9 protein-coding genes and 1 CRISPR repeat array are annotated in these 15,538 nt (G+C 37.4%); of the genes, 5 read left to right on the top strand and 4 right to left on the bottom strand.

The features are described 5' to 3' along the window. Window positions 1-29: 29 nt before the first annotated feature. On the bottom strand, window positions 30-1,577 hold the full coding sequence (locus PN471_RS06425; RefSeq protein WP_271776136.1) for a dynamin family protein: 1,548 nt from the start codon (window positions 1,575-1,577) through the stop codon (window positions 30-32). Window positions 1,578-1,721: 144 nt separating this feature from the next. After that, window positions 1,722-2,330 (bottom strand): Uma2 family endonuclease, encoded by a 609-nt coding sequence (locus tag PN471_RS06420; RefSeq protein ID WP_271776135.1) that lies wholly within the window; start codon window positions 2,328-2,330, stop codon window positions 1,722-1,724. Window positions 2,331-2,503: 173 nt separating this feature from the next. Here PN471_RS06420 and PN471_RS06415 point away from each other — a divergent pair, with 173 nt between their 5' ends. From PN471_RS06415 to PN471_RS06395, 5 genes are all read left to right on the top strand, one after another. Continuing rightward, on the top strand, window positions 2,504-7,834 hold the full coding sequence (locus PN471_RS06415) for a chemotaxis protein CheB (RefSeq protein ID WP_271776134.1): 5,331 nt from the start codon (window positions 2,504-2,506) through the stop codon (window positions 7,832-7,834). 254 nt (window positions 7,835-8,088) lie between these two features. Further along, a complete protein-coding gene (locus tag PN471_RS06410; protein WP_193896773.1) occupies window positions 8,089-9,363 on the top strand; it encodes a diguanylate cyclase in 1,275 nt (424 codons plus the stop codon). A gap of 255 nt (window positions 9,364-9,618) precedes the next feature. Beyond that, window positions 9,619-9,762 carry a DUF3368 domain-containing protein gene (locus tag PN471_RS06405; RefSeq protein WP_271776133.1) on the top strand — a complete coding sequence of 48 codons (144 nt, stop codon included), beginning with the start codon at window positions 9,619-9,621 and terminating at the stop codon, window positions 9,760-9,762. Between the two features lie 324 nt (window positions 9,763-10,086). After that, the gene (locus PN471_RS06400) at window positions 10,087-10,674 is read left to right on the top strand and encodes a hypothetical protein (RefSeq protein ID WP_193896771.1); all 588 of its coding nucleotides are present in this window, start codon (window positions 10,087-10,089) and stop codon (window positions 10,672-10,674) included. A 219-nt stretch (window positions 10,675-10,893) separates the two neighbouring features. Next, window positions 10,894-12,084, top strand: coding sequence for a phosphate/phosphite/phosphonate ABC transporter substrate-binding protein (locus tag PN471_RS06395; protein ID WP_271776132.1), 1,191 nt, complete (start codon window positions 10,894-10,896; stop codon window positions 12,082-12,084). Between the two features lie 168 nt (window positions 12,085-12,252). Here PN471_RS06395 and PN471_RS06390 read toward each other — a convergent pair whose 3' ends face one another. Together PN471_RS06390 and PN471_RS06385 are read right to left on the bottom strand one after the other, a co-directional pair. After that, complete coding sequence (locus PN471_RS06390; protein ID WP_271776131.1) at window positions 12,253-12,987, bottom strand: class I SAM-dependent methyltransferase; 735 nt, start codon at window positions 12,985-12,987, stop codon at window positions 12,253-12,255. Between the two features lie 378 nt (window positions 12,988-13,365). Beyond that, a complete protein-coding gene (locus tag PN471_RS06385; protein ID WP_193896765.1) occupies window positions 13,366-13,728 on the bottom strand; it encodes a hypothetical protein in 363 nt (120 codons plus the stop codon). A gap of 918 nt (window positions 13,729-14,646) precedes the next feature. Beyond that, a CRISPR array of direct repeats spans window positions 14,647-15,413; the repeat unit is 37 nt; unit sequence ATTGCAATTTCACTTACTCCCTATTAGGGATTGAAAT. Window positions 15,414-15,538: the final 125 nt, after the last annotated feature.

Below are 15,538 nucleotides of genomic sequence, written 5' to 3'. Positions count from 1 at the left end.
CATCAGTCATTGCTTCTTGTCGTCCCCGTTTATCGCTCAGTTCTGTAAGAGTTTTTTGGGTATTGTCTAATAGTGCATCTACCTCTTGACGTAGTGTTTAACTGTTTTTGGTTGAATATTTCAAGGGATTTATTCAATTTATATCGAATATTATCTATAGCTTTTTCATTAATTGTTTCCGATGCTCCTAAATGACTGATTGCGTTATTTAGCTGCGGAATATCTTTTTCAAACAAATCAATAAAATCCTTGACTCGTAGCCATGCTGTACTTAATGCTTGTTCACTTTCTGATTGAATTTTGTGAGCTAACTCTATTGTTGCAGTTTGCAAACAATTTGATACTCGTTCAGCCAAGTTCTTCTCTTCGTTAATATTTAAAATACTTGATTCGATAATATATTTAGAAATTTGTTTGAGATTATTCTCTAGTTGAAAATATGATGTGGTTATCTGTTGTTTAATACTGGTGAGTGTCACATTAATTGATTGTAGAATTTCCGACAAGAGCCGAATAAGTAAGGTAATTTCATTGTTGATACTTTTACTGGATACATTGAACTTTAATTGTTTCTGTTTTAACATAGATTCTTGTTCAAGAATAATTTTCATAATTTCTTGACTCCAGTTAATTACCCGATTATTGCTGATTTCTAATTGTATTAATCCTCTCTGCTGATTAATCAACGTTTTCAGAGCATATTCAAAATTAACAAATAAACTCTTGGCTAGTAATTTTTGATTACGAGATTGTTTAGCTTGTAAAGCTTCAAATGCAGAAATCCCAAAAATTTTAAAATTGCCAATTTTTCTTAGATTATCTGGAGGATTTAATTGTTGTTCAGCCCAATCTTTAATACACTTCTGTATACGATTTTTAATTAAGCTAATTACTTTTATCGCATCTTCATGAGATGGAAAAGCATCTATTCTATTTACTACAAATAGCACATGATTTATCCCATTTTCTAGTAGTGTATTTGTAAAAAATTCACCTTCTGATATACTAAAAGGTGATTGAGCAGAAATTACCATAATTACTAAATCACATTGATTGATCATGTTATAAGTTACATTGGTCATTTCTTCGTCGTCACTTAATCCTGGAGTATCAATAATTTCGACATTGTTTTGACAATATGATATTGGATAATAGACAATTGCTTCTTTAATTTTCGTGGCTGTGGCTTCAGATTCTGAAGTCAATTTTGTAACATAATTAGACAATTCTAGAGTTTCAATTTCTTGTTCGCTACCATCTTTAAAAGCTACTTTTACTGCTGGTTTTAAACTATAAATAATCCGGCTAGGAGTAGCAGTAGTAGCTAAAATATCTGAAGGTAATATTTCTTGTCCTAACAAAGCATCAATAAAGGTACTTTTACCGCGATTAAAGTCCCCTAATACAACAATTTTAAAGAAATTGTTTTCAATTCGCTTGAGGGATTCACTAATTATTTCAACTAAATTTGTTAGATTTAATTCTTGAGATAAATCTTGTAGATACTTCAGTGAAGATATAATTTTTAGTAGCGATTGTCTATAATCTATAGAGCATGAACTTGTGGGTGGACTCATAGCTAATCTTTAGTTCTTGCAGTTGTTCAGTATTTACTCAATTATAAGTGTAACTTTATCATTAATTGTAGTGGGTTTAGAGCGATCGCTCATGTACGACAATTGTATTGCCGTACTACCGCTATATAAATCGTGATTCAGCTTTTAGAAATTAATCCGACGATAAACTTCACCAAGGGGAACTTCTACATTTAAACTATGTACTAATATAGACTGCTCAAGATGATCATAAACTTGCCATTGCCAGCGATTGCTACTATCATCAAGTTTGTGATACTGTTCAATATAGGGTTCAGTTTGGCTAACTAGCAGATATTCGCAAAAGCCAGGAAGTGAACGATATTTTCTAAATTTTTCACCTCTGTCATAACCTTCAGTAGAGGGTGAAAGAACCTCAATAATTAATAAAGGGTTGAGAATTTCATCTGTGCGATTGCCATTCAATTGTGGTTGTCCATCCACTACCATTAAATCAGTGTAAGTTCCACAGTTGTATTCGGGAATCCAAACGCGCAAATCGCCATTATATAAGCGAAAATTGGTATCTCTGAGCAAAAATCCTAAGTAAACTAACAGGTTAGTAGCGATCGCACTATGAACTTCTGAACCTCCAGCTATTGCAATAATTTCCCCGTTACGATATTCATGTTTTTCTACGGCGGTTTCCTCCATTACCCGATACTCATCTGGAGTGAAGTGAGTTGTTGTTATATCCTGGGCAATACTGGAGGGACTGGTTTGAGTAATAACCACGATCAAACCTCATGAATAATTGGGTTTATTTTAAGATAGTTCTTCCTTATCAATTTCATGATAACAAATTTTCAATCAATTGTCAAGACCTTAAATACAGTTTTCCGCGCTCGGATTTTAGGTCTTTGATTTCCTATATACTAGTTAACAAATAAAATTAGGAGTTGTAAGTTGTGTCTGAAGAGACGAAAACCCATTGCTTCGTAGTTGGCATTGGGGCTTCTGCGGGAGGACTACGTGCATTAGAAGAATTCTTTGATAATATGCCCGCAGATAGTGGTGCAGCCTTTGTTGTGGTGCAACATCTCTCTCCAGACTTTAAAAGTTTAATGAAAGAACTGCTGGAACGTCGGACTCGCATGATAGTGAAGCGGGTACAAAGTGGAATGCAGATTGAACCAAATACAGTATATTTAATTACGCCTCAGAATAATTTAGTTGTTAGTAATGGGATATTAGAGTTAATTCAACAAAGTGAACCACCGCGACAGCAGCCGAATTTCCCCATTGATATTTTTCTCGATTCCCTATCTAGAGATAGAGGAGAACAAGCAATGGCTGTGATTCTTTCCGGGACGGGAAGTGATGGGACAAGGGGGATACAGAGCATTAGTGAGTCCGGTGGGTTAACCTTTGTCCAGTCACCAGGGACAGCAGAATTTGATGGAATGCCCCAAAGTGCGATCGCTACAGGTATTGTAGATCAAGTGCTACCACCGGCAGAAATGGCGCGGACGATTTATGAAATTATTCAAATGCAGCGTCAAGGTGCGACTCAAGGGGAATCCCTCCTCCCCGAACTAGAATCAGAAAAACTCCGCGCCATTATTCAAATTCTCAATCAATATGAGAAGCTCGATTTTTCCTATTATAAACCCAGCACCCTCAGCCGCCGCATCTACCGCCGTTGTTCCCTGAGTGGGCATAATCTGCTAGATGAATATGTAGAATATTTAACTACTTCCAGTGAGGAACGGGCGCTGCTACGGGATGATTTAATGATTGGGGTGACAAGGTTTTTTCGAGATTCTCAAGCCTGGGAATACTTAGATAAAGAAGTCTTACCCGAATTAATTAGCCCTTTGGAAAATGGTCAACAGTTAAGGGTGTGGGTAACAGCTTGTGCGACTGGGGAAGAAGCCTATTCTATGGCAATTTTGATGGATGAGGTCATCAACCGCTTAGGAAAACAACTGAGTGTGAAAATTTTCGCCACAGATATAGATGCAGCCGCTTTAAGCAAAGCCGCAGAGGGGATATATCCTGAAAGTATTAGTATTGATGTTTCTCGTAAACGTTTAGAAAAATATTTTACCTTCCGTAACCGTAATTTCCATGTGTCGCGGGCGTTGCGGGAAATGATTATTTTTGCTCCCCACAATTTGGCGAAAAATGCCGGATTTACACGAATGCACCTGATTAGCTGCCGAAATGTCCTAATTTATATGCAGCCAGTTTTGCAACAGCACGTGATGAGAATGCTGCATTTTTCTTTAATGCACAAGGGTATTTTGTTTTTGGGTGCAGCGGAAACACCAGGGGAATTAATTGAAGAATTTAGTCCCCTGTATGAGAAATTTAAAATTTATCAAAAGCGGCGAAATGTGCGGTTACCAATTCTGAATCAAAATTTAGAATATATAACTCCCGTTGTGTCCCGTCCTAGTCAAACCAGACGGGGGACTGTACAATTTGATCCGGCTTTGGGTGCCGCTTTTAGTGCTTTTGTCCGCCGCAGACAATGTACCTGCTTGTTAGTTAATGATGATTTGGAACTGTTCCACGTCGTTACTGATATGGTACAGATTATGCAAGTTCCAGAGGGACAAATGACCAGAGCGATCGCCGATTTAGTCCCAAATACCCTAAAATTACCGATTAATACTGCCCTACATCGTGCCAAACGTGAACGAAAAACTGTTCTTTACGGTAATATTCACTTAAATCAGGGCGACAATATTCGCAGTGTCAATTTAGAAGTTACCTATCATACGGGAGATACCCGCATGACAGACTTCTTCATGTTAATAATTGAAAATGAAGAACGTCCTTCCTTACCCAATCGTCCGGAAGCCTTTCAACAGGACGCGGAAGCAACTCAACGCATTCTCGATTTAGAATACGAATTACAGCAAACCAGAGAAAACCTCCAAGCCACCATTGAAGAATTAGAAACCACCAACGAAGAACAGCAAGCAACCAACGAAGAACTACTAGCTTCTAATGAAGAATTGCAAAGTACCAACGAAGAACTACATTCCGTTAACGAAGAACTCTATACAGTTAATACAGAATATCAAACGAAAATTCGTCAATTATTAGAATTGTCCAACGACGTAGATAATTTACTCAGGAGTAGTGAAATTGGCGTAATTTTCCTAGATAGAGAATTGCGAATTCGGAAATTTACCCCCGCAGCCACAACCGCTATTAACCTCTTAGAAACTGATGTTGAACGCCCAATTCAGCACATTACCCATAACATGAATTGTCCCAATCTGCTGGAATTATTACAGCGGGTAGTGGAAACAGAACGACCCATTGAACAAGAGGTGAAATTAAACAATACGGATGTTAACTTATTGATGCGTTTATATCCATACCTTAGAGATGATGGACAAACGGATGGGGTAGTCATTACCTTTGTGAATATCAATGAAATCAAGCAAGTCCAGGAAGCTCTACAACGCCGCACGGAGGAATTAGAAAAACTTTATAATACAAATCCGGTGGGGTTGGTACTCCATGACGAAGAATTGCGATTTGTGCGAATTAACGAAGCAATGGCGGAAATTAATGGTTTATCAGCTAATGCACATATTGGTAGACAACTCCGAGAAGTATTACCAGATTTAGCAAATCGAATTGAACCGATTTTATATCAGGTATTAGCAACAGGAAAATCCGTTCGCAATGTAGAGATTTCTGGGTTTACACCTTCCCAACCAAATGTTCAAAGACATTGGATTGCTAGTTATTATCCTGTTAATCAACTTGATGGTGGTAAAGCTGTCAGTTCGGTAGTGGTGGAAGTTACCGAACTTAAACAGGCACAAATGGCTTTGTTGCAAAGTGAAGAACGATTACGAGCTTTGATGAATTCCAGCCAAACCATTTTATTTAGTTGTCAACCCATTGGAGATTATCGAGCTACCTTCATTAGTGATAACGTGCAGTTGATTCTCGGTTATTGTTCAGAAGTGTTTTTAGATGAAACTGGTTTTTGGTACGATTATATCCATCCCGAAGATAGAAATCGCGTACTGGCTGGATTGAATAGGTTGGAATTTGACAATAGCTATTCCTTAGAATATAGGTTACACTGCGCTAATGGTGACTATCGCTGGTTTTTTGCTCAGTTGCGGTTAATTAGGGATCAAGAAGATGAGCCATTAGAGTGTGTAGGCTATTTAGTTGATATTAGCGATCGCAAAGCCGCCGAAAAGATTCTCGAACAACAGGTACAAAGAGAGCGACTATTAAAACAAATCACCGACGAAATTCGCCAAAGTCTCGAACCGGAAAAAATCTTTGAAACCTCCGCAAACCGTATTGGTGAAGCCTTTGGAGTAGATCGTTGTTTCCTGCATACTTACGAACTTGAACCCACAGAACATTTACCAATAGTAGCAGAATACTTGAGCGGTGATATTGCTTCCCTTCAAGGAGTCCTAGGACCTATTGCCGGTAATCCCCAAATTCATCAAATCCTTCAGCAAGATACAGCGATTATTATAGATAATGTATTTACCGATCCACTGGTATCATTCAGCATAGAAACTTCTCAAAAAATTGGTCTAAAATCAATATTGGCAATTCGCACATCCTATCAAGGAAAAGCCAACGGGCTGATTTGTTTACATCAGTGTAATTACCAACGTCATTGGATTACTGAAGACATTGCCCTGTTAGAAGCCGTAGCTGCTCAAGTGGGAATTGCGATCGCTCATGCTAAACTTCTACAACAGGCTGAACAGCGACAAATAGAACTTGCTCAACAAAACTTAGCCCTAGAAGCAGCCACCGAAAAAGCTCAAGCCGCCAGTCGCACCAAAAGTGAATTTCTGGCCAACATGAGCCATGAAATTCGCACACCCATGAATGCTATTTTAGGATTCTCCGAACTATTACAAAATCTCGTCAGTGATGATTTAGCCCAAAGTTATCTCCAAGCCATTCAAACCAATGGCCGCACCTTACTCACCTTAATCAACGATATCCTAGATTTATCGAAAGTTGAAGCCGGGAAACTCAAACTCAACTATGAATCTGTGAATCTTCCCTCACTGCTGCAAGACATTCAACAAATGTTTTTGCAAAGAGCCAAAGAAAAAGGATTATTTTTAAATCTGCAAGTTGATGAATTCATTCCCGGAGAAATATATATTGATGAAGTCAGGTTGCGACAGATTTTCATAAATGTTGTTGGTAATGCGATTAAATTTACCGAAAAGGGTGGTATTACCATCCATGTCCATAGCCGCATTAACCCTAATATTCCCAATCATGCCCACTTAGAAATTGCCGTTTCTGATACAGGGATTGGAATTTCTCCCCGTGATCAAATTTTGATTTTTGATGCTTTTCGTCAAAGTCAAGGACAAAGTAATCGCAAATACGGCGGAACCGGGCTAGGATTAACTATTAGCCGCCGTCTAACGCAAATGATGGGTGGTACTGTTGAGGTAACAAGTGAGTTGGAACAGGGTAGCACCTTCACCTTAATATTTCCCGAAATTACAGTCACTCAAACTACAGCAAGTTCACCATCATTCACCCCAGAGAATCATGATTTAAGTCAATTTCCGGCTCTGAAAATTCTCATTGTTGATGACGTACAATCTAACCGAGATTTACTCCAGGCCTATTTTAATGCTACTGCTCACCAAATTATCATGGCAGACAATGGAGCGATCGCTCTGAAATTAGCCATTGAACATCACCCTAACCTGATATTACTAGATTTGGTCATGCCGCAAATGGATGGAATCACCGTTTTGCAAGCCCTGAAGCAAAATCCCTCCACAGCGGATATTTGCGTGATCATCGTCACAGCTTCCATTCAAGAACAGGACTTTGAAGAATTACAACCCTTAGCTCAAGGATTTCTCCGCAAACCAGTTAGTCGCCAGGATCTTTTTAGTGAGTTGCAACGTTTATTCCCCGCGCAGTTATTGGTAGACTTAAAATCTACCTCCCAAACACAAACCATCATTTCCGCAATGCCGCCCCAGTCCTTAGAAAAGTTACCAGAACTGATAAAATTATTACAACAGGAAGAAGCATCTGTCTGGAAAACCTTACACCAAACCCTGCTAATTGACCAATTACGAGCTTTTGCGCTGCGATTACAAAATTGGGGAGAACAGTATAAATGTCCTGATTTGATAGAATACGCTAACACGCTAAAAAACCAAATTGATACCTTTGATTTGGCTCATTTGGCTGACACCGCTGCTAACTTCCCAGAGATTAGCAAAAAGTTACAAAAATTGCTACCATAGGACATTATTATAAATTCTACAAATATAGAAAGCGACTGGAAGTCACGGCTACACAAACAAAGTCCGTCTGCACGGACTAAGGAAAAATCAGAGTTTTGAACCTACGCAGGTGGGTTTTGTTTGTGTAGATTGGGTTTTTAACCGCCGCTTTCATTCTCAAAAAAAATCAGAAGTTTGAACCCACGCAGGTGGGTTTTGTCTGTGTAGATGGGGTTTTTAACCGCCGCTTTAATGTTAAGTTAACTATATAAATAATGGAAAAAATTGCTTTTAATCCCCAAGATTGTACAATATTAATTGTTGATGACCTGATTCAAAATATTCAAGTTTTAGGAAGAACCCTAGAAACACAAGGATATTCTATTACCTATGCTTTAAGTGGAAAAGAAGCTCTCCAACGTCTGCAAGCAATTCAACCAGATTTAATTTTATTAGATTTATTAATGCCAGAAATGAGTGGCTTGGAAGTTTGCGAACAAATTAAACAAAATCCAAATTATCATCATATCCCAATTTTATTTCTAACTGCTAGTCACGAAGAAGAACATTTAATAGAAGCCTTTGCCAAGGGCGCGGCTGACTATGTAACCAAGCCTTTTCGAGCTACAGAATTATTAGCCCGTGTGCAGACACATATTCAATTGAAACGTCAAACCAGACAATTACAACAAAGTGAAAATAAACTCAATACCATCGTTACTCATATCAAAGATGGAATTTTAATTGTTGATGAAGCAGGAGTTGTGAAATTTGCTAATCCGGCTGCGGCGCAAATGTTTGATAGACCGTTATCTGATTTAATTAATCATGAATTGGGACTACCAATTGTAGTAGGAAAAGTTGCAGAACTTGATATTATAAGCTCCTGTGGCATCTTCGGACGTGCAGAAATTACTGTTGGTAAAACTGAATGGTTAGATCAAAAAGTCTCAATTGTTTCTATGAGAGATGTGAGTGAACGCAATCAAATTGAGAATAAATTAAGAATTGCTTTAAACAAACAGAAATTACTAAGTCAGAAATTAAAAAAACTAGTAAATACTGATGTCTTAACTGGAATTGCCAATAGACGCAACATTTTAGCAACTTTGAAAAAAGAATTTCAACGAACTCAACGTTATCAGGAAACTTTCTCAATTTTAGTAGTTGATATTGATCACTTTAAATTTGTCAATGATTCCTATGGACATCCCATTGGTGATCAAGTATTAAAAGAAATCTCTCAACTGTTAGTTAAATGGTTACGAAATGTAGATACAGTTGGACGTTTGGGAGGTGAGGAATTTATGATCATTTTACCAGCGACAGAGTTACAAGAAGCAATGGAAATAGCTGAACGTCTATGTGAGCAAATTCGTTATTTAGAGATAGATACTACTTTTCCCGCCATGAAAATTACTATCAGTATTGGCGTAACTGCTTATCAAGCTCATGATAAAACTGATACGGATGTATTAAAGCGTGCAGACGAGGCTCTTTATCGAGCTAAAAAGTTTGGACGCGATCAGGCGATCGCCATTTCTGGGTAAAGTAAAATCAGCTAAATCGGGTCTAAATTGAAAGCCATAGTTTTTTCTACATTTGAGAGCCTCGAATTGCCGACAACATAAACACCCTGGAAATTTCTGGATACACACTGTTTTAAACTTTCTGGAAGTCCAGATTTAGAAATTTTAGATCCAGGAGAAACAGCAGCTATTCTTTTAGCGAAAAAAGAAAATGCCAATTTAATTATTATTGATGATGGACTAGGAAGAAAAATTGCCAGCGAACGCGGTTTAAAAGTGACTGGTTTACTGGGAGTTTTAGAGCAAGCAGCATCTCAAAATTTAATTGATTTACCTGATGTTATTAGTCGTTTACAAAAAACAAGTTTTCGAGCTTCAGCATCATTGCTAAATTCTTTATTGAAGCGTCATTCTTATTAAGAAACATGATTTATTTTTTTTCAGGACTTATGCAAAACATCACGAAAGTAGCGGTAATCCATGAATTACCCCTACACAATAATCAGGGTTTTGGTAACATCGTGCGTAAGTCCTTTTTTTAACTCCTAATCAAATGCTAGAACACTTTATCCAGGAACTAATTCGGAAACAACGCCCCTACTACCTACTACAAGGTAATCCCATCAAGGGTATGATCTTTATTGATTAGCGATCGCTAAACTATTACATGGCCAATACTTCAGATTATTAGATTTTTATTTTCATACCTTGATTCAGCAACGCCTAAATTCTTAGAGGAAAAACATGAACCTAAAACGATTATTTTTAACAGCAGCCATAACGACTTGCATTGTCAGCACTGCCACCCAAGCCAAAGCCGATACTTACAGGGCTGGGAAGTTCACAGTTACTATAAATGCTAATACCTACCTTGGTTGTGATGCTAAAGGAAACTGCATCAAATTAGAAGACGGTACAGGATGGCAAGATCAAGGTTATCGGGGTACTACTTGGAGTAATGGGGATTATTACTACTCGGTTTCTTGGAAAGAAGATTCTGATGAGGGGATGTACTTAACTATTGTCAACAAGAATAAACGAATATTCCGCGAAAAACTGGTATCAGTTCCAGAAAATGTCCCTAAAGTTGAGCTTAAATGGGCTATTTGGTGTGATATTGTCAATATCAAATCTGGACAATTAGCACTGCGGTTTGAACCCAATGGAAAATCCAGAGCCGGTTTAAATAATGGTAATCATGTTTTACTCAAGAAACAAGAGGGGATTTGGGCTTATGTGAATGTGATTAGGGGACCAAATAAGAAAGTTGAGGGCTTGAAAGGCTGGGTTAATTCTAATTATCTTTCTTGCACTAAAGAACCCATTGATTAGCTGAAATTATGCCCTGTTCATAAGCGATCGCGAAGCGCTGCTGCAAGCAGTTCGCCTCCCTCGCTATAGACATCGCCCTCCACCAAATTCTCAAGGAAAAAAAGTAATGGCATATTGGTTATTTCAAAGTAACCCCAAATATTCCAAAAATTTGTCAAAAATTAATGGTGTATCCAGTCAACAAGCAGATTAATTGTAAACATACAGGTCGTATCTATTATGCCCAAGTTTAAAAAAAACTGGCAGGAAGAGTTTATGAAAATAATTGTCAGATTAGTGCTTTTAGCATTTGTTATTTATTTGTTAATAACACCGATTTTTAGGTTCTTTTTTCCACCAACAATACAAGCAAGCTCTTTAACCATAGGTATTTTGTGGAAACCCAGTGAGTATCAAAAGTTAACTACTTACCTGCGTTCCCATTCCCAAATTGGTAATAAAGTACAAATAGTTATTGATGGTGATGAATCACTGCCATATGAAGAAGCTAGAACCAGAATGATAAATAAAGAATGGGATATTGCCTTTACTTTATCGCCAATACTTTCAATAGCTGCTAAAAATAACGATTATCATTATGCAGCAACAATGTTTCCTAATAATCCTCCATATTACCAAGCTACGTTATTCACCAAATCCAACAGTAGTATTAAATCTCTCAGTAATTTAAAACCTACAAATACTATTGCTATGGGAGATTTCAATTCAGCATCTAGTTTCTATGTAGCTGCTTATGACCTATTTGGTAAAACCCTAAGAGTAGATATGGGGCATAAATCATCAAAAATCAAAGAATTAGTAAAAACCGAAAAAGCTGATGTAGGTGCTGCGGCTTATGAAGCAGTTAAAGATGACAAAGATTTAAAAATTATTCACCTAAGCAGAAAAATTCCCGGTGCTGGTGTTTATCTATCACCTAAACTTTCTGGATCAGATCGTGAGATTATCACAAAAGTTCTGCTTGATGCACCTCCTGAGATTAAAAAGCAAGCTAACTATGGTAGTGCTAAAGAACCTGATTACTCGCAGTTGATTAAGATTTCTTATAAAGCTGAAGACGTTTTACGATGTGCAAATTTTCAAAAGAATCCGGTCAACTTTTACTGTCCCCCTTCAGCACCTCCTTCAACACCTCCTACTGGTGATACTTCAGAAATATTAGGGCAAATTAATGGCTGGACTAAAGTTAATGATGAAACTGAATCTTTCAAGCTATCAGGAAAAGATAATAAAGCTTATGAGATAATTATACCCAGAAAAACCCTTGATCAAGTTCCTGGTGCTTCTAATGCAATTTCTTTACAAGGTAAACAAGTCAAAATTATTAATGTTATACCCCAAAAACAAGGGGGAATACTTAAACTAAGAATTGCACAGCCTAATCAATTAATTGTCTTAGGTAATGATTAACGATACCTACAAATAACAAAGCGATCGCCCCTACTAAATTCTTGAGGGAAACAAGGGATTCCTGCGGAGTGCTTTGCGATCGCGAAGCGCTGCTGCAAGCAGTTCGCCTCCCTCACCATAGACATAGACGCAAACATGGATATTAAAACGATGGTGAATTTTGTAGATTTACTTAAAACATTCAATACCAATTATTGGCACAGAATCAAGGAAATCTTGCCAAAATTCTTGCCCAAATTCTTTTATTCCATCAGGTGAGACTATTGGTGATTGCCAGCGAACCTCTTTAAAACCGACACTCTGAAATGCCCATTCATGAGTGGGAATGCTGAGGTAATAGTTATCAAAGGTGAATTTATGATTATTAATAAATGTATATTTTATGGGCGTACCTTCGATTAGTGGTGAATCTATACTTTTAATAAATCCATATTTTTCAGTTTTCAGATATGATATAGGTGCTTGAGAGGGATTGTTGTTAATAGTAACGAAACGACCACCAGGTTTAAGATTGGCAAATATACTTTCACACATTTTGAGTAATTCTTCTGGACTTCGGGCATAATTTAGGAGATAGGAAGCAACTACCAAATCAAAGCTGCCTATTTCACCGAGTTCAAGTACATCACCAAGAATATATTCAATATTTTGAAATTTTCTAGTTTCTTCTTCTCTTGCCAATTCAATCATTTTTTGGGAAATGTCTACCCCTACAACCTTTGCTGCACCTTGATCTTTGAATTTTCGGGAATAAAATCCTTCTCCACAAGCCAGATCCAGAATTGATTTTCCTGCCAAATTGCCAAGCATATTAAAATATGTATATGCTTCTATATGTAAACGAATTGGCAATTCTTTGGATTCTTTATACTCTTTGGCTATGGAGTCATAGTTACTAGCCATTTTTATATCCTGCTAGTTAAAGAAATTGGGTCTTGAATTCAAAGTTAATCTATCAAATTCTCAAATGAGTTTTTTGACAAATCCTTCTCAATCCTAAAAACTCAGTCCTGGTAAAGCGTCGAGTTTATTTGCAAATAATCCTGGTCGAAACGGATGATTGCAGGTTTAGGGATTTATAATTGCAGGTCGCTACACCTATGGATGTTGTTACAAAATTTCTCAATCTATTTTGAAATTAAAAACTTTGAATTTATGATAACTCTAAAATTTAATTATTCCTACGAAGTGCCTTGCAATAGCGAACTATTTGCAGCAGCACTTCGCGATCGAAATTCTTGAGAGAAAATCTAAGAGATCCTTGTATTCCAAGAGATAAAATTAAATACTACCTTTGTAAAGAATTGGAGTATCAGTAGCAACAGTTATACCATTTCCTTCCTGACGAAAACTTGCTGTTTTTGTGGGATCTACTTTTACTAATACAGGTTCAAATCCGGTCTTTGATGTGTTATATATAATGTATTCTCCATCATAAGTACCTTCTGTACTAGGTTGTAAAGTTTGCAGTTGTGCTGGTACATTTGCCCCTAAATTATAAAAACGCCTTGTACCTCCTGAATCATTTCTAATTGTAAACCCTCCAACAATACTAGAAGACTCTTCAGCAGTTAATTCTATAAGTAGTGTGTCTTTTTGCAGACTAATATTTGCGGTTTTGTCAACTGGATTTGAGATAATCATAATGAACCTCATTAATCAGTGCTAAATGATTCAATATTGCTATATTTGTCAGACCAATGCTTGAGTCTAAGGTCATAAATTGAATTATGTCTTTAGATCAATACTATTGCCAATTTTCCAAAATATGTCTGAAATCCAATAAAATTGTGACGATATCAATAGGGTTTCAGGGCTTTGGCAATAGTAATAGTATTGATGATCAAAGCATATTTCATCAGCAATTCTCATTTTGGACTAAAACTCGTCTCAGTTGGAAAAACTTGAACAAAAGAATAGGCTTTTTAGCTTAAACAGTAGAAGCCTCTCACCTACCCGATAGGGAGGTGATGAGATGAATACAATACGCGCGAGTGAGGAATTGCCCAAGGAACAAAATTAAGCGCAGCTTAATCAGTGTTGTTGGGTGATGAGGAATGAACACTTTATTGATTTTCTTTCAAATATTTGATATACCTATTAACAGTGGGTGTAACTCAATTAAATGCACCAAAAGCAGCCTATCAAAATAAAAGCTAATTGTTCAGCTTAACCAAAGAACCGTGGGACACAGGGTCTTAAAGCTCAGTTAATGTCTCCATAGAAGGGTCGCGCTCGTTGCCCACACTCATCTGAAAGAGAGTGTGTGGAGTATGTCACGGTAAAAAGAATTGGTGGTGAACAGCCCCGTGATCAGACGATTTTCTTCGCTTAATGCGCGAGGGGGTGGGTGTAAAAAATTCAATTTCTCAAAAAATGCCTGAAATTATGTCTACACAAGCTTTTCATGCAATTCATGGAGTTCACCCATCCGCGCACCTTGCACAGCAGGAGTTTCAGCTATTTTACTCCTTGACACTTTTCTTGAAATGGATTATCATGAAACCATCCGCGCAACTGAACCTTGAAAACTACATATATATAGGCCTTCAGCACCCTGCTATTGCAATTTCACTTACTCCCTATTAGGGATTGAAATTCTTTTTCCCAAGTACAAAAAAGATGGCTTGGATTGCAATTTCACTTACTCCCTATTAGGGATTGAAATGAATTAAGCAGGATATGGAGAAGGGTATTTATTATTGCAATTTCACTTACTCCCTATTAGGGATTGAAATGACATACTGAACCAGTTCGCAGTTAGTAGCGACAAGGTGATTGCAATTTCACTTACTCCCTATTAGGGATTGAAATTAAATAACGATATCGCAACTATCATTGTTTGTGCATTTTCTGATTGCAATTTCACTTACTCCCTATTAGGGATTGAAATATATCACTAGGAGCGGGAGGAGTATTACTAGGAACAAATTGCAATTTCACTTACTCCCTATTAGGGATTGAAATTTGAGTGGCGATCGCCGCATCACCGTAACAAACGAGATTGCAATTTCACTTACTCCCTATTAGGGATTGAAATGCTAATTCCAGTTCTTGTTCAGTAAGAAAGTCGAAATTGCAATTTCACTTACTCCCTATTAGGGATTGAAATTAAAGATGTTCTGCCTCCAGAATATCAAGTCACAGATTGCAATTTCACTTACTCCCTATTAGGGATTGAAATCAGATGGAAGCCATTGACGAATTAAAAAAAGCAGATTGCAATTTCACTTACTCCCTATTAGGGATTGAAAGCAAATATCTATAGTAGATTCAGATCGCTATGGTAGAAATTGCAATTTCACTTACTCCCTATTAGAGGGTGTTTGAAAAGTCTAATTTATTACTTGCAAGGGCGACTAGAAGTCGCAGCTACACAGACGAAACCCACCTTCGTGGGTTCAAAAGCCTTGATTTTTCGTTAGTCCACGCAGGTGGACTTTGTTTGTGTAGT

Source organism: Aphanizomenon sp. CS-733/32 (assembly GCF_028330045.1).
In the GTDB taxonomy this organism is placed as follows: Bacteria; Cyanobacteriota; Cyanobacteriia; order Cyanobacteriales; family Nostocaceae; genus Dolichospermum; species Dolichospermum gracile.
Note: the sequence above shows the minus strand (reverse complement) of the source record. Positions and strands in the feature narration are given on the sequence as shown.